General features: G+C 58.3%; 30 protein-coding genes. All 30 read left to right on the top strand.

Features of this window, described 5'->3' with window-relative positions:
* A partial coding sequence (gene tuf, locus Q355_RS0101285) for an elongation factor Tu (RefSeq protein ID WP_027876114.1) occupies positions 1 to 912 on the top strand: 912 nt, incomplete at its 5' end.
* A 12-nt stretch (positions 913 to 924) separates the two neighbouring features.
* Positions 925 to 1,239, top strand: a complete 315-nt coding sequence (rpsJ, locus tag Q355_RS0101280; protein ID WP_027876113.1) for a 30S ribosomal protein S10 — start codon at positions 925 to 927, stop codon at positions 1,237 to 1,239.
* Positions 1,239 to 1,883 (top strand): 50S ribosomal protein L3, encoded by a 645-nt coding sequence (gene rplC, locus Q355_RS0101275; RefSeq protein WP_027876112.1) that lies wholly within the window; start codon positions 1,239 to 1,241, stop codon positions 1,881 to 1,883. The genes rpsJ and rplC overlap by 1 nt, the downstream gene beginning before the upstream one ends.
* A complete protein-coding gene (rplD, locus tag Q355_RS0101270) occupies positions 1,883 to 2,503 on the top strand; it encodes a 50S ribosomal protein L4 (RefSeq protein ID WP_027876111.1) in 621 nt (206 codons plus the stop codon). Before rplC ends, rplD begins: the two co-directional genes overlap by 1 nt.
* On the top strand, positions 2,503 to 2,793 hold the full coding sequence (locus Q355_RS0101265) for a 50S ribosomal protein L23 (RefSeq protein WP_027876110.1): 291 nt from the start codon (positions 2,503 to 2,505) through the stop codon (positions 2,791 to 2,793). The genes rplD and Q355_RS0101265 overlap by 1 nt, the downstream gene beginning before the upstream one ends.
* A gap of 213 nt (positions 2,794 to 3,006) precedes the next feature.
* Positions 3,007 to 3,834 (top strand): 50S ribosomal protein L2, encoded by an 828-nt coding sequence (gene rplB, locus Q355_RS0101260; RefSeq protein WP_027876109.1) that lies wholly within the window; start codon positions 3,007 to 3,009, stop codon positions 3,832 to 3,834.
* A gap of 9 nt (positions 3,835 to 3,843) precedes the next feature.
* Positions 3,844 to 4,122: a 30S ribosomal protein S19 gene (rpsS, locus tag Q355_RS0101255; protein ID WP_027876108.1), complete on the top strand. Its 279-nt coding sequence runs from the start codon at positions 3,844 to 3,846 to the stop codon at positions 4,120 to 4,122.
* A gap of 121 nt (positions 4,123 to 4,243) precedes the next feature.
* Positions 4,244 to 4,630 (top strand): 50S ribosomal protein L22, encoded by a 387-nt coding sequence (gene rplV / locus Q355_RS17050; RefSeq protein WP_036258420.1) that lies wholly within the window; start codon positions 4,244 to 4,246, stop codon positions 4,628 to 4,630.
* Positions 4,623 to 5,384, top strand: a complete 762-nt coding sequence (gene rpsC / locus Q355_RS0101245; RefSeq protein ID WP_027876106.1) for a 30S ribosomal protein S3 — start codon at positions 4,623 to 4,625, stop codon at positions 5,382 to 5,384. Before rplV ends, rpsC begins: the two co-directional genes overlap by 8 nt.
* A 3-nt stretch (positions 5,385 to 5,387) precedes the next feature.
* On the top strand, positions 5,388 to 5,813 hold the full coding sequence (gene rplP, locus Q355_RS0101240) for a 50S ribosomal protein L16 (protein WP_027876105.1): 426 nt from the start codon (positions 5,388 to 5,390) through the stop codon (positions 5,811 to 5,813).
* On the top strand, positions 5,791 to 6,024 hold the full coding sequence (gene rpmC / locus Q355_RS0101235; RefSeq protein ID WP_027876104.1) for a 50S ribosomal protein L29: 234 nt from the start codon (positions 5,791 to 5,793) through the stop codon (positions 6,022 to 6,024). The genes rplP and rpmC overlap by 23 nt, the downstream gene beginning before the upstream one ends.
* Before the next feature lie 15 nt (positions 6,025 to 6,039).
* A complete protein-coding gene (gene rpsQ / locus Q355_RS0101230) occupies positions 6,040 to 6,333 on the top strand; it encodes a 30S ribosomal protein S17 (protein ID WP_027876103.1) in 294 nt (97 codons plus the stop codon).
* Between the two features lie 37 nt (positions 6,334 to 6,370).
* Entirely contained in the window at positions 6,371 to 6,739 is a 369-nt protein-coding gene (gene rplN, locus Q355_RS0101225) for a 50S ribosomal protein L14 (RefSeq protein WP_027876102.1), read from the top strand.
* A gap of 212 nt (positions 6,740 to 6,951) precedes the next feature.
* Complete coding sequence (gene rplX / locus Q355_RS0101220; protein WP_027876101.1) at positions 6,952 to 7,281, top strand: 50S ribosomal protein L24; 330 nt, start codon at positions 6,952 to 6,954, stop codon at positions 7,279 to 7,281.
* 11 nt (positions 7,282 to 7,292) lie between these two features.
* Positions 7,293 to 7,841, top strand: a complete 549-nt coding sequence (gene rplE, locus Q355_RS0101215) for a 50S ribosomal protein L5 (protein WP_027876100.1) — start codon at positions 7,293 to 7,295, stop codon at positions 7,839 to 7,841.
* Positions 7,842 to 7,901: 60 nt separating this feature from the next.
* Positions 7,902 to 8,171 (top strand): 30S ribosomal protein S14, encoded by a 270-nt coding sequence (gene rpsN, locus Q355_RS0101210; protein WP_027876099.1) that lies wholly within the window; start codon positions 7,902 to 7,904, stop codon positions 8,169 to 8,171.
* A 161-nt stretch (positions 8,172 to 8,332) separates the two neighbouring features.
* Complete coding sequence (rpsH, locus tag Q355_RS0101205; RefSeq protein ID WP_027876098.1) at positions 8,333 to 8,728, top strand: 30S ribosomal protein S8; 396 nt, start codon at positions 8,333 to 8,335, stop codon at positions 8,726 to 8,728.
* The gene (gene rplF / locus Q355_RS0101200) at positions 8,728 to 9,267 is read left to right on the top strand and encodes a 50S ribosomal protein L6 (protein ID WP_027876097.1); all 540 of its coding nucleotides are present in this window, start codon (positions 8,728 to 8,730) and stop codon (positions 9,265 to 9,267) included. Before rpsH ends, rplF begins: the two co-directional genes overlap by 1 nt.
* 14 nt (positions 9,268 to 9,281) lie before the next feature.
* Complete coding sequence (gene rplR / locus Q355_RS0101195; protein ID WP_027876096.1) at positions 9,282 to 9,620, top strand: 50S ribosomal protein L18; 339 nt, start codon at positions 9,282 to 9,284, stop codon at positions 9,618 to 9,620.
* A gap of 75 nt (positions 9,621 to 9,695) precedes the next feature.
* Positions 9,696 to 10,184: a 30S ribosomal protein S5 gene (gene rpsE / locus Q355_RS0101190; protein ID WP_027876095.1), complete on the top strand. Its 489-nt coding sequence runs from the start codon at positions 9,696 to 9,698 to the stop codon at positions 10,182 to 10,184.
* The gene (rpmD, locus tag Q355_RS0101185; RefSeq protein WP_027876094.1) at positions 10,184 to 10,360 is read left to right on the top strand and encodes a 50S ribosomal protein L30; all 177 of its coding nucleotides are present in this window, start codon (positions 10,184 to 10,186) and stop codon (positions 10,358 to 10,360) included. Before rpsE ends, rpmD begins: the two co-directional genes overlap by 1 nt.
* Complete coding sequence (gene rplO / locus Q355_RS0101180; RefSeq protein ID WP_027876093.1) at positions 10,357 to 10,818, top strand: 50S ribosomal protein L15; 462 nt, start codon at positions 10,357 to 10,359, stop codon at positions 10,816 to 10,818. Before rpmD ends, rplO begins: the two co-directional genes overlap by 4 nt.
* 1 nt (position 10,819) lies before the next feature.
* A complete protein-coding gene (gene secY, locus Q355_RS0101175; protein WP_027876092.1) occupies positions 10,820 to 12,142 on the top strand; it encodes a preprotein translocase subunit SecY in 1,323 nt (440 codons plus the stop codon).
* Between the two features lie 77 nt (positions 12,143 to 12,219).
* Positions 12,220 to 12,801 carry an adenylate kinase gene (locus tag Q355_RS0101170; RefSeq protein ID WP_211247142.1) on the top strand — a complete coding sequence of 194 codons (582 nt, stop codon included), beginning with the start codon at positions 12,220 to 12,222 and terminating at the stop codon, positions 12,799 to 12,801.
* Between the two features lie 31 nt (positions 12,802 to 12,832).
* Positions 12,833 to 13,624 carry a type I methionyl aminopeptidase gene (gene map / locus Q355_RS0101165; protein WP_027876090.1) on the top strand — a complete coding sequence of 264 codons (792 nt, stop codon included), beginning with the start codon at positions 12,833 to 12,835 and terminating at the stop codon, positions 13,622 to 13,624.
* Positions 13,625 to 13,650: 26 nt separating this feature from the next.
* Complete coding sequence (gene infA / locus Q355_RS16305; RefSeq protein WP_084495986.1) at positions 13,651 to 13,869, top strand: translation initiation factor IF-1; 219 nt, start codon at positions 13,651 to 13,653, stop codon at positions 13,867 to 13,869.
* A gap of 63 nt (positions 13,870 to 13,932) precedes the next feature.
* Positions 13,933 to 14,046 carry a 50S ribosomal protein L36 gene (rpmJ, locus tag Q355_RS16300; protein WP_013014843.1) on the top strand — a complete coding sequence of 38 codons (114 nt, stop codon included), beginning with the start codon at positions 13,933 to 13,935 and terminating at the stop codon, positions 14,044 to 14,046.
* Between the two features lie 21 nt (positions 14,047 to 14,067).
* Entirely contained in the window at positions 14,068 to 14,448 is a 381-nt protein-coding gene (gene rpsM, locus Q355_RS0101160) for a 30S ribosomal protein S13 (RefSeq protein ID WP_027876089.1), read from the top strand.
* 153 nt (positions 14,449 to 14,601) lie between these two features.
* Positions 14,602 to 15,003, top strand: a complete 402-nt coding sequence (gene rpsK, locus Q355_RS0101155; protein ID WP_027876088.1) for a 30S ribosomal protein S11 — start codon at positions 14,602 to 14,604, stop codon at positions 15,001 to 15,003.
* Between the two features lie 106 nt (positions 15,004 to 15,109).
* Complete coding sequence (rpsD, locus tag Q355_RS0101150) at positions 15,110 to 15,727, top strand: 30S ribosomal protein S4 (protein ID WP_027876087.1); 618 nt, start codon at positions 15,110 to 15,112, stop codon at positions 15,725 to 15,727.
* Positions 15,728 to 15,736 lie beyond the last annotated feature (9 nt).

Here is a 15,736-nt window from a genome sequence, read left to right as displayed (position 1 = left end):
GCCATCCTGGTGGTCTCGGGAACCGACGGCCCCATGCCCCAGACCCGCGAACACATCCTGCTCTCGCGTCAGGTGGGGGTGCCTTACATCATCGTCTTCCTGAACAAGATCGACATGGTGGACGACCCCGAACTCTTGGATCTGGTGGAGATGGAGATCCGTGACCTCCTGAACCAGTACGAGTTCCCGGGTGACGATACCCCCATCATCCGCGGCTCGGGCCTGAAGGCGCTGGAGCATATGATGGCCAACCCCAAGACCCAGCGGGGCGAGAACGAGTGGGTCGACCGCATCTGGGAGCTCTTGGATGCCATCGACAGCTACATTCCCACCCCCCAGCGGGATGTGGACAAGCCCTTCCTGATGCCGGTGGAAGACGTCTTTACCATTACCGGTCGCGGTACGGTGGCCACGGGCCGTATTGAGCGGGGCCGCATCAAGACCGGTGAGGAAGTGGAGATTGTGGGTCTGCGGGATACCCAGAAGACGGTGGTGACCGGGGTGGAGATGCACCGCAAGACCCTGACCGAAGGGATTGCCGGGGACAACGTGGGCCTGCTGCTGCGCGGGGTGAGCCGTGAAGACGTGGAGCGGGGCCAGGTGCTGGCCAAGCCCGGCAGCGTCACGCCGCACACCAAGTTCGAGGCCTCGGTGTACATCCTGAAGAAGGAAGAGGGTGGACGTCACACCGGCTTCTTCAACAACTACCGTCCGCAGTTCTACTTCCGCACCACCGATGTGACCGGGGTGGTGGAGCTGCCCAAAGGGGTAGAGATGGTGATGCCGGGTGACAACGTCACCTTTACGGTGGAGCTGATCAAGCCCATCGCCATGGAGGAAGGTCTGCGCTTCGCCATCCGTGAAGGCGGTCGCACTGTGGGCGCTGGTGTGGTGGCTAAGATTATCGAGTAAGGGAGGCCCTGAATGCCAAAGATTCGTATCAAACTTCGGGGCTTCGACCACAAGAGCTTGGACGCTTCGGCGGCCAAAATTGTGGAGACGGCCCGCCGTAGCGGTGCGCAGGTTTCCGGCCCGGTGCCGCTGCCGACCCGTATCCGCCGCTTCACTGTGTTGCGGGGCCCTTTCAAGCACAAAGACAGCCGGGAACACTTTGAACTGCGCACCCACAACCGACTGGTGGACATTTCCGACCCCACCCCCAAGACCATTGAGGGGTTGCGCAACCTCGACCTGCCGACCGGCGTCGAGATTGAACTCAAGATGCTAGGAGGCCGCTAATGAAGGGCATCCTTGGAACCAAAGTGGGCATGACCCAGATTTGGAAGGGCGATAAGGCTGTGCCCGTGACGGTGATTTTGGCCGGCCCCTGCCCGGTGGTGCAGCGCAAAACTGCCGATAAAGACGGTTACGAAGCAGTGCAGCTTGGCTTTCAAAGCCAGAAGCCGCAGCGGGTCAACAAGCCTGCCAAGGGTCACTTTGCCAGGGCTGGTGTGGAGCCTGTGAAGTACCTGCGCGAGTTGCGGGGCTTCAACCCCGAGGGCGACACTGTAACGGTCGGCATTTTCAATGCCGGTGAAGTGGTGGACGTGACCGGTACTTCCAAGGGTCACGGATTCACGGGCGTGATGAAGAAGTGGAATTTTGCCGGTGGCAACGATTCTCACGGCGCCCACAAGATTCACCGCCACGGTGGTTCGATTGGTAACCGCAAGACCCCGGGCCGGGTTTTCAAGGGCAAGAAGATGGCCGGGCGTTGGGGCAATGAACGCGTGACGATTCAGGGCCTCGAGGTGGTGGACGTGCTCGAGAGTGAGAACCTGATTCTGGTCAAGGGTTCGGTGCCGGGAGCCAACGGCAGTCTGGTGGTGGTGCGCCAGACCAGCAAGGTGCCTGCTGTTAAGGGCAACAAGGGAGGTAAGTGATGTATAACCTTCCGGTACTCGGAAGCAACAAAACCGTGGAGGCGGCGCTTCCCGAAAAGGTGAAGGGCCATGTGCTCTACGAGGTGGTGCGCTGGCAGCTAGCTTCGCGCCGCCGGGGTACGGCAGCTACCAAGACCCGCGGTATGGTGAACTTCACCACCAAGAAGATGTACGCGCAAAAGCACACCGGCCGAGCCCGGCACGGTGACTACGGCGCCCCCATCTTTGTCGGTGGCGGCACGGTCTTTGGGCCGCAACCCCGTGACTACAGCTACACCCTGCCCAAAAAAGTGCGTAAGCTGGGCCTGTCCATGGCCCTGGCCGACCGCGCCAAGGAAGGCAAGTTCTTTCTGGTGGAAGATTTCAAGGGTGTAAATGGCAAGACCAAGGAGTTTGTGGCCTGGCTCAAAGCCCACAACCTCGAGGGCCCTTCCATCTTGCTGGTAACCAGCGACGAGAAGGTGGTGCGCGCGGCCCGCAACCTGCCCAAGGTGCGGGTGTTGGCCCCCGAAGGCCTTAACGTGTACGACATCATGCGCCAGGAAGCCCTGGTTATGGAGGCATCGGCCTGGGCGGGCGTGCAAGCCAGGCTGGGCCTGAGTGAAGGGGGTGAAGCCTGATGAAAACGCCCCACGATGTCATCATCCAACCCGTTTTGTCGGAGAAGGCGTATGGCCGTTTTGCCGATGGGGTTTATACCTTCTGGGTACATCCCAAGGCCAACAAGACCGAGATTGCCAACGCAGTTGAGGCCGCCTTCAAGGTTAAGGTGGTGCGGGTCAATACCCAGAATGTCCTGGGCAAGCACAAGCGCCTGGGCCGCTTTATGGGTAAGCGCCCCGACCGCAAAAAGGCCATCGTGACGGTGGCCGCTGGACAGAAGATTGAAGCTCTGGAAGGACTGATCTAAATCGGTTGGTTCCGATTGGGGGCTTTTATCTAGGAGGACTGGGGTTTTGGGGAATATGGCAGAAGCAGTATGGCCACCCCGCCCTTTGCCCTCCGAACCGCCTCGAGACCGAGCGTACAAGCGTATCTCACGGCGCTTAACGATGAAGGGGCAAAAATCCACTTGGCATCAGGGCGACTCGGTTAGCCCGTATCAAGTGAGAGGAAGAGAAAAATGGCAGTAAAGAAATTCAGACCCTACACCCCATCGCGCCGCTTTATGACGGTGGCGGACTTCTCTGACCTGACCAAAAAACGTCCGGAGAAGAGCCTCACTGCCCCGATGAAGAAAACCGGGGGGCGCAACAACCAAGGCCGCACCACCAGCCGCTTTATTTCCGGTGGTCACAAGCAGCTTTACCGCATCATCGACTTCCGTCGGAGGGACAAGGCGGGCATTCCTGCACGGGTTGCAGCTATTGAGTACGACCCCAACCGCACGGCCCGTATCGCCCTGTTGTTTTACCGCGACGGTGAAAAGCGCTACATCCTGGCCCCCGATGCCCTGAAGGTCGACAGCGTGGTAACCAGTGGCCCCGAAGCTGCCATCGCGGTGGGCAATGCCCTGCCGCTGCGCTTTATCCCGGTCGGTACGGTGATTCATGCGGTGGAGCTCGAGCCCGGTAAGGGCGCCAAGATGGCCCGCAGCGCCGGCACCAGCGTACAGGTGCAGGGCCGTGAAGGCGATTACGTAATTTTGCGTCTGCCCTCTGGCGAGCTGCGTAAAGTGCACGGTGAATGCTATGCCACCATCGGGGTGGTTTCCAATGCCGATCACAAGAACATCGTGCTTGGCAAGGCGGGCCGCACGCGCCACCTGGGCCGTAAGGGCCACGTGCGCGGTACGGCCATGAACCCGGTAGACCACCCGCACGGTGGTGGTGAGGGCCGGGCACCGCGTGGCCGTCCGCCAGTCTCGCCCTGGGGCCAGCAGTCCAAAGGTCTCAAGACCCGCAAGAAGAAGAAGCCCTCGAGCGCACTCATCGTGTCTCGTCGTAAGTAGAGGTGAACTATGCCACGTAGCTTGAAAAAAGGAGTTTTTGTGGAAAGCCACCTGCTGGAAAAAGTCGAGGCGATGAACGCCAAAGGCGAAAAGCGGGTGATTAAGACCTGGAGCCGTCGGAGCACCATTGTTCCAGAGATGATTGGTCATACCCTGGCGGTCTACAACGGCAAGCAGCATGTGCCGGTTTATGTAACCGAACAGATGGTTGGGCACAAGCTGGGTGAGTTTTCGCCCACTCGTACCTACCGCGGCCACAGCAAAGAGGCCAAGACCGCTAAGAAGTAAGGGGTAGATGATGGAAGCCAGAAAACGTCTCAAGAAAGGCGAGCGCAGCGATATTCGCAAAGACCTGCGCGATGCTCACCACCCCGGCTCGGCGGGCTTACAGCGCTATGCCAAGCTGCCGCTGCGTAAGCGGGGCGAGGTTCTCAAGGGTGAAACCGCCCACACCTATGCCCAGGCCACGGCCCGCTATGTCCGCATGTCGCCTCAAAAGGTGCGCCTGGTGGTGGATCTGATTCGGGGTAAGAAGCTCGAGGAAGCCCGGGCTATCCTCAAGTACACCCCCCACCGCGCTTCGGAAGTGGTGGCTAAGGTGCTCGAGTCCGCTGCAGCCAACGGCATGAACGACGACCGCAAAAACATGATCGAAGACCAGATTTATGTCAAAGCGGCCTATGTGGACGAAGGCCCGGCCATCAAGCGGATGCTGCCTCGAGCCCGTGGTAGCGCCAATATGATCAAGAAGCGCACCAGTCATATCACCATCATCGTGGGGGATAAAAATGGGTAACAAGATCAATCCCGTAGGTCTGCGCCTGGGTATCACCCGCGATTTTGAGTCCCGCTGGTACGCAAGCAAAAAGGCCTACGCCAAAGTCCTGCAGGAAGACCGTCTGATTCGCCAGCTGATCGAAAAAGAACTGCGCCAGGCTGGCCTGGCCCGCATTGATATCGAGCGCGCCGCCGACAATGTTACCGTTATGGTCTATGCGGCCAAGCCGGGTGTGGTCATTGGGCGCGGGGGCGAGACCATCAAGCGCCTGCGCGAGACCTTACAGGCCAAGTTCCCTGGTAAGACCGTGGCGCTCAATGTGCAGGAGGTGGGCAACCCCAACCTTTCTGCGCCTTTGGTGGCCCAGCGCGTGGCCGAGCAGATCGAGCGGCGTTTTGCTGTGCGCCGTAGCATCAAGCAGGCGGTGCAGCGGGTGCGCGAATCGGGTGCCCAGGGGGCCAAAATTGTGGTTTCGGGCCGGATCGGAGGGGCCGAGCAGGCCCGCGTCGAATGGGCGGCTGACGGCCGGGTTCCCCTGCACACCCTGCGGGCCAATATCGACTATGGAACGGCTCGAGCCGAGACCACCTATGGCTCGCTTGGGGTCAAGGCCTACGTCTTTATGGGCGAGGTGATCGGTGGCAAGAAAGTGGTGCCGGGTGCCGCACCTGCGGCCCGTCCAGCGGCGCCAAAGCGTGACCAGGATGGCAAACCCCGCCGCCGCTCTGCCGTTCGCAAGGCTGGCGTGACGGGGAAAGAAGGGGGCGAATAAAGCATGTTGATGCCCAAGCGCATGAAGTATCGCAAGGCCCACCGGGGCCGTATGCGGGGTACCGCCAAGGGGGGCGATTACGTAGCCTTTGGCGAGTGGGGTTTGGTGGCGATGGAGCCCTCGTGGGTTACCAGCCAGCAGATCGAGGCGGCCCGTGTGGCTATGGTGCGCCATTTCCGCCGTGGTGGCAAAATTTTCATCCGCATCTTCCCCGATAAGCCTTATACCAAGAAGCCGTTGGAAGTGCGGATGGGTAAAGGTAAAGGGAACGTAGAAGGGTATGTGGCGGTAGTAAAGCCGGGCCGGGTCATGTTCGAGGTATCTGGTGTGACCGAAGAGCAAGCCCGTGAAGCTTTGCGCCTGGCCGGCCACAAGCTGCCTGTTCAGACCAAGGTGGTGAGACGCGATGCCTATGACGAAGCCCAGTGAGCTGCGCAAACTTTCGTTGGCCGAACTGCAAAAGCGGATTCAGGACACCAAGAAAGAGCTGATGGAATTGCGTTTCCAGGCCAGCATCGGACAGCTTGACAAAAACCATCGGGTTTCCGAGGCAAAGCGCGAAATTGCTCGGATGATGACTGTGCTGAGCGAGAAAACCAAAGGGCTCGAGGCCCAAACGCCCCGCGCTAATAAGGCCTAAAGAAAGGAGTTCGTAATGCCTAAAAAAGTTCTTACTGGCGTGGTGGTGAGCGATAAGGCGCAGAAGACCGTTGCGGTTTTGGTCGAGCGCCAGATGCAGCACCCGCTGTATGGCAAGGTCATTAAACAGTCCAAAAAGTACCTTGCCCATGACGAAAACGACCAGTACAAGCTGGGTGATGTGGTTGAGATTCGGGAAGCCACCCCTATCTCCAAAAACAAGAAGTTTGTGGTGATTGGACGCATCGAGGAGGGTCGCATGGACCTGGTTGAGCGTTACCTCTTACGCAAACAGCGGGGTAACGCGTGATTCCCTTCGGTGCTGCAAATAAACAGGAGGGCCTAGCATGATTCAGCAAGAAACCGTGCTGGAAGTCGCCGATAATACCGGTGCCCGCAAGATTGCCTGCATCCGGGTGTTGGGCGGTCATTACCGTAAGTATGCCAGTGTGGGAGATGTGATTGTGGCTTCGGTCAAAGAAGCCATCCCCCGGGGCATGGTCAAAGAAGGCGATGTGGTCAAGGCAGTGGTGGTTCGGACGGCCAAAGAAATTCGCCGGCAGGATGGCTCTTCCATTCGCTTCGATACCAACGCCGCGGTCATTATCAACCCCCAGAACGAGCCGCGGGGAACCCGTGTGTTCGGGCCAGTGGCCCGCGAGCTGCGCGAGCGCGGGTTCATGAAGATCGTTTCTTTGGCCCCCGAGGTGCTCTAAGCCATAAGATGGGTTTGCGGGTTCTTGCCGTAGGCAAGTTGTTCCGATACACGAGAGGCTTCCTGGGCCTCTCGTCCCGCGCCTAGCTTGCCGGGAAGATAGCCTGGGCAAGCTTTTTGCACAGGATGCTTTTTGGGGCGATTTCTGCTAAACTTGCCATTTGGTCTTTAAGGCGTTGGCAGTCCCGACCCTGAAGCAAAATCGGAGGAATAATGAAAATACACGTCAAAAAAGGGGACACGGTGCTGGTTCTTTCCGGTAAGGAAGGACTTCGCGGTGAAACCGGTAAAGTCAAGGCTGTCATGCCCAAAGAGGGGCTGGTAGTGGTCGAAGGACTGAACATAATCAAACGTGCGGTTCGACCCAACCCCCGCAACCCCCAGGGGGGCTTTATCGAGACCGAGGCGCCCATTCATGCCTCTAAGGTCATGCCGATTTGTCCAAGCTGCGAGAAGCCGACCCGTATCCGCAAGAAAGTGCTGCCCGACGGCACCAAGGTGCGCGCCTGCGCCAAGTGCGACGGCGTGCTGGATACCAAATAAGGGGGTTGTATATGCCACTAGAAGTTGCCCTCAAGAAACGCTACCTGGAAGAGATCCGCCCTGAACTGATGAAGCGCTTTGGCTACGATAACGTCATGGCGGTGCCCCGCCTGGTCAAAATCGTGGTTAACCAGGGTCTGGGTGAAGCCAAGGAAGACAGCCGTATCCTGGAAAAAGCCGGCAAGGAACTGGCCGTCATCACTGGTCAGCAGCCCGCCATTACCCGCGCAAAGAAATCCATCTCTAACTTCAAGCTGCGCCAGGGCATGCCGATTGGCTTGCGGGTTACGCTGCGTGGTGACCGCATGTGGATTTTTGCCGAGAAGCTTGTTCACATTGCCCTGCCCCGCATCCGCGACTTCCGTGGGGTTAACCCCGGTGCTTTCGATGGCCGAGGTAACTACAACCTGGGCCTGCGGGAGCAAGCCATTTTTCCCGAGATCACCTACGACATGGTGGATGCAGTTCGCGGGATGGATATCGCGGTGGTCACTACGGCCAAAACCGACGAGGAAGCTAAAGCCCTGCTCGAGCTGCTCGGGTTCCCGTTCCGTAAATAGCTCACATCTTTTTTGCTATCATGCGTGAGTTGTTCGCTGTTTTGGAAAGGAGGTGAAATTATGGCTAAGAAATCCCAAGTCGAAAAGATGAAGCGCAAGCTGAAGACCATTGCCAAGTATGCAGCCAAGCGGGCGGCCCTCAAAGCTGCGGGCGATTACGCAGCGCTGGCCGAACTTCCCCGCGATGCCAGCCCTACCCGCCACAAGAACCGCTGCGCGGTTACGGGGCGCTCCAAGGCTTACTTGCGCTACTTTGGCCTCTCGCGTCTTCAGTTCCGCGAAATGGCCCACAAGGGCCAGTTGCCTGGTGTAAAGAAAGCCAGCTGGTAAAGATTGCTTTGTAGGTCGGTGAGTTTTCGCCGATACCGCAAGGCCAATCCAGGGTGTCCTCTGTGGAAGTTCTGAACTGACAGGTTGGCTTGCTTTGCCAAGACCGGGTTCTGCAAACCTCCAGACCAAGCGGAGCCACCCAAGAAGAAGGAGATCCTGTAATGCTTAGTGATCCGATTGCCGATATGCTGACCCGGATTCGAAATGGAGTCCAGGTCTACAAGGAGAGCGTGGACGTGCCTGCTTCCAAATTTAAGGAGCAGATTGCCAGCATCCTTGTTAAGGAAGGTTTTCTCAAAGGGATGGAACGTATCGAAGTGGAGGGTAAGCCTTTCCTGCGCCTGACCCTCAAGTATGGTCCCCGCCGCGAGCAGGTCATCAAGCACATCCGCCGGGTGAGCCGTCCCGGTCGCCGGGTGTACGTGACTGCCGATAACGTGCCCAACGTGCGCCGCGGCCTGGGGTTGGCGATTGTCTCGACTTCAAAAGGCCTATTGCCCGACCGTGAAGCCCGTAAGCTGGGCGTGGGCGGCGAAGTGATTTGTGAGGTGTGGTAATGAGCCGCATCGGAAAACAACCCATCACTTTACCCAAGGGCGTGACGGTGGAAGTGGCCGCGGGCTATGTAAAGGTCAAGGGCTCCAAAGGCGAGCTGACTGTACCTGTGCATGCCGACCTGATCGTTAAAAACGAAGGGGGAACCATTACCGTTAGCCGTCCTTCGGACAGCCGTACCCACAGAAGCCTGCACGGCCTTACCCGTACCCTCATTGCCAACGCGGTTCAGGGGGTTTCGGCAGGGTACGTGAAGGAGATGCTGATTAGCGGAACCGGCTACCGTGCGGCCATGCAAGGCAAGAACCTCGAGCTAACCGTGGGACACAGCCACAAAGACATCGTTACTCCCCCAGCTGGCATTACCTTTGAAGTGCCCGAGCCTACCAAGATTCGGGTCATTGGCATCGACAAGCAGCTCGTGGGACAGGTTGCCGCCAATGTGCGTGCTGTGCGTCCCCCCGATGCTTATCACGCCAAGGGTATTCGTTACGCGGATGAGGTAATCAAGACCAAGCCTGGCAAGACTGCTGGCAAGTAGAGGAAGGAGAATCTGTGGCTCGTTTGACCACCGAAGATCGCCGCAAGTTCCGGGTTCGCAACGCCGTAAAGGCCTCTGGCCGCTTGCGCTTGAGCGTGCACCGCAGCTTGCAGCACATCTACGCTCAAATCATTGACGATAGCAAAGGACACACCCTGGTGGCGGCCTCGAGCAAGTCCCTCAAGCTCTCGGGCAATAAGACCGAAGTGGCCAAAAAAGTGGGCCAGGCCATTGCTGAGGCTGCAAAAGCCAAGGGTATCTCTCAGGTAGTGTTCGACCGGGGTGCGTTCAAATACCACGGGCGCGTAAAAGCCCTGGCTGAAGGTGCCCGCGAGGGTGGGTTGGAGTTCTAAGCCGAAGGTGAAAACCCAAAGCCCACTAAAACTGGGCCTGGAGTTTTTAGCCTTCTGCCTCGAGCGAGGTTAGATATGCCTGAAACCGATTTTGAAGAAAAGATGATCTTCGTGCGCCGTACCTCCAAAACCTACCAGGGGGGGCGCCGCTTCCGCTTTGGGGCTTTGGTGGCCGTAGGCGACCGGCAGGGCCGTGTGGGCCTGGGCCTGGGCAAGGCCAAAGAAGTGCCCATGGCTGTACAGAAGGCCAACAACTACGCTAAGCGCGACATGATCGAGGTGCCTTTGCACAATGGCACCATCCCCCACGAAATTAGCGTGACCTGGGGTTCTTCCACCATTTTGCTGCGTCCGGCAGCCCCCGGTACCGGGGTAATTGCGGGTCAGGTGCCCCGCGCGATCCTCGAGCTGGCTGGCATCACCGACATTCTGACCAAGGAGCTGGGTTCCCGTAACGCGGTGAACATTGCCTATGCCACCATGGAGGCTCTGCGCCAGCTGCAAACCTGGGACGATGTTAAACGTTTGCGCAAAACCCCTGCCAAGTCTGAGGAGGTGGCCTAATGGCGACCCTGAAGGTGCGCTTGGTCAAAAGCCCTATTGGCTACCCTAAAGACCAGAAAGTAGCCCTCAAAATCCTGGGTTTGACCAAGATGAACCGCGTGCGCGAAGTGCAGGATAACCCTGCTGTGCGTGGCCAAATTCGCAAGGTGGCTCACCTGGTGGAGGTGCTGGAATGAAACTTACCGATATTCGTCCCAACCAAGGGGCCAACAAGCGCCGCAAGCGCGTAGGTCGGGGCCCTGGTTCCGGTCATGGAAAGACTGCTGGGCGGGGCCACAAAGGCCAGAAATCCCGTTCGGGTGGCCTGAAAAACCCGGCGCGTTTTGAAGGCGGGCGCTCTACCCTGATCATGCGCCTGCCCAAGCGTGGCATGAAGAGCGACTCCCACGGCGAACTTAAGCGGGTTGAATACCAGGTGGTCAATGTTGGCGCAATCGCCAAGCACTTTGCTTCCGGCGAAGTTGGCCCGGAAGCGCTGGCGCAAGCCGGCCTGGTACGCCCTGGTTACCCGGTCAAGGTGCTGGCTTTGGGCGACGCCAATGGAGTAAAAGTGCGCGCTCACAAATTCTCCCAAGCTGCTGCCCAGAAGCTCAAAGCGGCGGGTGGGGAAGCCATTGTGATCGAGGGGGCCTAGGATGCTCGCGGCCTTCCGCTCCGCCATCATCATCCCTGAGCTGCGTAAGCGCATCCTGTTTACGCTTTTGGTGCTGGCGTTGTATCGGCTAGGTACCTTCATCCCTACCCCTGGGGTAGACATCAGCAAAATCCGCGAGTTTTTGGGAACCCAGGCGGGCAGTGCCCTGGGGCTCATCAACCTGTTCTCCGGCGGCAACTTCGAGCAGTTCTCGATTTTTGCCCTGGGCATAATGCCCTACATCACGGCTGCCATCATCATGCAGCTTCTAGTAACGGTAATCCCGTCCCTGGAAAAGCTGCAAAAAGAAGGCGAAGAAGGCCGCCGCATCATCACCCAGTACACCCGCATTGCGGGTATTGCGCTGGGGGCGGTGCAGGGTTTATTTCTGGCCACGGCATTCCTGGGCTCCAACAACGGGGCTTTCCTGCTGCCTGGCTGGGAGCCTGGTTTCTTCTTCTACTTTGTGGTGGTAATTACCCAGATTGCCGGCATCGCGTTGCTGCTGTGGATGGCCGAGCGTATTACCGAGTATGGTATCGGTAACGGTACCAGTATGGTGATTTTTGCGGGCATCGTGGCCTCTTGGTTGCCGCAACTGGGCCGCACCTTTGGTCTGGTGCGTACTGGTGAGGTTAACCTGATTGCGCTACTGATCTTTTTGGCCTTTATTGTACTGGCTTTCGGTGTAATGGCGGCTGTCCAGCAGGCAGAACGCCGTATTCCGGTACAATATGCCCGCAAGCAGGTGGGCCGGAAAATGTTTGGTGGTCAGGCCACCTATATCCCCATCAAGCTCAACGCGGCTGGGGTTATCCCCATTATTTTCGCGGCAGCGTTGCTTCAGCTTCCGCTCTTTATTACCGGGGTCTTCCCCGATTCCACGGTGGCTCAGGCCATTGCCAATTTCTTTACCCCCAACCGCTTCCCTGGCTTGCTGATCGAGGTGCTGCTGATTATTGGCTTTACCTACGTGTACACGGCGGTGCAGTTTGACCCCCGCCGCATCTCGGAAAACCTGCGCGAGTATGGCGGGTTTATTCCGGGTATTCGCCCAGGCGAACCCACGGTAAAGTTCTTGGAGCACATTGTCTCCCGATTGACCCTGTGGGGCGCCATCTTCCTGGGCGTTGTGGCGGCTTTGCCCACCATTATGCAAAGCGTAACGGGGGTGACCACCCTGGCCTTCCACTTTTCGGGCATCAGCTTGCTGATTGTGGTGGGCGTGGCCTTAGATACCTTGCGCCAGATCGAGGCTCAGCTGCAGATGCGCAACTACGAGGGCTTTTTGTCCAAGGGGCGCCTGCGGGGTCGCACGCGCTGATGCTGGCCTGTGAGCCGAAGATGATCCTGTCGAATCCGGTATAGAGCGGTCTTCAATAGTGAGCCGCGATAAGGAGGTTGGTGGTGGCAGAGGCGGTGATTTTTTTGGGCCCCCCGGGGGCGGGCAAGGGTACCCAGGCCAAGCGCTTGGCGAATGAGATGGGGTTTCGCCAGCTATCTACAGGTGATATCCTCCGTAGTCACGTGGCCAGAGGTACCGAACTGGGGCAGCAAGCCAAGCCTTTGATGGAGGCTGGAAAGCTAGTGCCTGACGAGATTATTCTGGGCCTGATTGCTGAAGAGCTGGCCGAAATGTCTGACCCCAGGGTCATTTTTGACGGGTTTCCCCGTACCCTAGCTCAGGCTGAGGCCCTCGACCGATTGCTGGCCGAACGCAAGATTCGCCTCCTGGGTGTGCTGCTTGTAACGGCGCCGGAAGAAGAGCTGGTTCGCAGGCTTTTGGGGCGGGCCCTGGAAGAGGGCCGTTCGGACGATAACGAAAACACCATTCGGGCCCGCATGGTGGAGTACCGCCAGAAAACCCAGCCTCTGGTGGACTACTACCAAAAGACCGGATATCTCAAGGAAATCAACGGGTTGGGCAGGGTGGACGAGGTGTACCAGGCTATTCAGGAGGCGCTCGGCGTTCGGGCCTCTTAAGCCTTAGGGCTGTTTTGCTGGGGAATCTCATATGGCTATCCACATAAAATCGCCCTGGGAAATTGAGAAGATGACCAAAACAGGTCAGCTTCATACCGCCATTTTTGCCGAGGTGGAGCCCCATATCCGCCCTGGGGTGAGTACCCTCGAGCTCGACCAGATGATCCTTCGAGCGATTGAAAGGGTGGGTGGTCAGGCGCCACAGATCGGTTACCGTGCGGGCGGTACGGTGCCCTTCCCCAGCGCGACCTGCATGTCCATCGACGATGTGGTGGTGCATGGCTTTCCTTCCAAACGCCCTTTGCGGGAAGGGGAACTCTTGAAGATAGATTTTCTCTTTACCTACGAGGGCTATACCACCGACATGGCCCGAACCTACGCCATCGGCAAGGTCTCGCCCGAGGCCGAGCGCCTGATGCGCGTTACCGAAGAGGCCTTCTGGGTGGGTTTTGAACTGTTGCAACCGGGCAAGCGCATTGGCGATGTGGCGTCAGCGGTGCAGGATTTTGTCGAACGGCGGCACGGGCTTTGGTGCATTCGGGAGATGGTGGGGCATGGCGTGGGACGTGAGCTTCACGAAGACCCCCAGGTGCCCAACTATGGCGAACCCGGTAAGGGTCCCAAGCTGCGCCCCGGCATGACCCTGGCGCTTGAGCCAATGGTTGCTTTATACCCCGCCAAGATGGTAATATTGGCGGATGGTTGGACGGCCACGGTTGGTAAAGGCAACCTGGCGGCCCACTACGAAAACACGGTGCTGATTACCGATTCTGGCCCTCGCCTCTTGACGGGGAGCCAGAAAGCTGTGCCGGTGGAACAGTAGCCAGGATTCGCGCTAGGAGGAGATGCTTGGCCAAGGAAAAAGATACAATTCGCGCCGAAGGAGTCGTTAGTGAGGCTCTGCCCAACACTACTTTCCGGGTTCAGCTTGATAACGGTCCTGAAATCCTCTGCTACATCTCTGGCAAGATGCGGATGAACTACATCCGTATTCTGCCCGGTGATCGGGTGGTGGTTGAAATTACCCCCTACGACCCCAGCCGGGGCCGGATAGTTTACAGAAGGTGACCATCTGGCGAGCGTTCCTGGTCTGACACAAGGCTCAAAATCCCTTTTTCTTAAGGAGAAACCATGAAAGTGCGTACCTCGGTCAAGAAGATGTGCGACAAGTGCAAGGTCATCAAACGGCACGGTCGCGTCTACGTGATTTGCGAAGACCCCACCCACAAGCAGCGTCAAGGTTGACCGTAGAAAGGAGGTGAATGAATGGCTCGTATTTCTGGTGTAGAAATCCCCCGGAATAAGCGTGTGGACATTGCCCTGACTTACGTGTATGGGGTGGGCCCCGCCCGCGCGAAAGAAGCTCTGGCTGCCACCAACGTTAATCCGGCTACCCGTGTCAAAGACCTGACCGAGGCCGAAGTAGCCCGTTTGCGTGAGTTTGTGGAAAACACCTACAAGCTCGAGGGTGAACTGCGCGCCGAAGTGGCAAGCAACATCAAGCGCTTGATGGACATTGGTTGCTACCGCGGACTGCGGCACCGCCGTGGGCTGCCCGTACGTGGACAGCGTACCCGCACCAATGCCCGCACCCGCAAAGGTCCCCGCAAGACTGTGGCCGGCAAGAAGAAGGCGCCCCGCAAATAAGGGCTCCTGGGGCTTGGGTAGTGGCTCCAGTGATTTTTACACTACCGAACAAAGCTGGAACGTAGATGCGCAACCGCGCATTGTGTACACGCCAGTTGAGACTCCTGATAGGGCTCCACCCCTAATTTACCGTGGGGCAAATGCGAGGAGAGTATGGCCGAGAAAAAGTCTGCAACTAGTCGCAAGAAAAAAGTCAAACGTCAGGTTACGATGGGCAAGGCGTATATTCACGCCTCCTACAACAACACCATCGTGACCATCACCGATACCAATGGGCATCCCGTTACCTGGTCGTCAGGTGGGGTGATTGGCTATAAAGGCAGCCGCAAGGGCACGCCCTATGCCGCCCAGCTAGCGGCCATGGATGCGGCCAAAAAAGCCCAGGGCTTTGGGATGAACAGCGTGGAGGTGGTGGTGCGGGGAACCGGCGCGGGCCGCGAACAGGCCATCCGGGCACTGCAAGCCAGCGGGCTTCAGGTGCGCTCCATTGTGGACGACACCCCCACGCCGCACAACGGCTGCCGTCCTCGTAAAAAGTTCCGTAAGACCGTTTAGTTCGTTTGCTGGGGTGAAACTTTGGTTCCCTGCTTCACCCCCCAGATCCTGGGAACCCGGTTGGGAAAGCTATGAAAAGCCTTTCTGGCCGATGGAGGAGAAGAGAATGGGTCGTTATAGAGGGCCAATCGTAAAAGTGGCACGTCACCTTGGGGTGAACGTAGCCGAGACTGAAAAAGTTCAAAAGTACCTGGATCGCCGTCCCTATGCGCCGGGCCAGCACGGCCAGAAGCGCCGGGGCCGCCCCTCCGACTTTGCCGTGCGCTTGCGCGAGAAGCAAAAGCTGCGCTTCATCTACGATGTGTCGGAAACCCAGTTCCGCAACCTCTTCGAGGAAGCCAGCCGCAAGAAGGGCGTGACCGGTACGGTGTTCCTGCAGTTGCTCGAGAGCCGTCTGGATAACGTGGTTTTCCGTATGGGCATCGCCTCTACCCGCCGCCAAGCCCGGCAGTTCGTGCGGCACGGGCACATTTTGGTCAACGGCAAGCGGGTGAACATTCCCGGCTATCGTTTGCGCCAGGGGGACGAAATCAAGGTCTCGGAGAAGGCCAAGAAGATTGACTTCATCGTGCAAAACGTTGAGCGCTTCAAGAACCGCAAGAGCTTCCCCTGGCTGGAGTTCAACGCCGACACCATGACCGGGCGCTTCTTGCGCGTTCCAGAGCGGGAAATGCTCTCGTTGCCGGTGAACGAGCAGCTTGTGATCGAGTTCTATTCCCGATAGTCCGTGGCT

This window comes from Meiothermus cerbereus DSM 11376 (assembly GCF_000620065.1).
In the GTDB taxonomy this organism is placed as follows: Bacteria; Deinococcota; Deinococci; order Deinococcales; family Thermaceae; genus Meiothermus; species Meiothermus cerbereus.
This window is presented reverse-complemented; position numbering and strand designations above follow the sequence as displayed.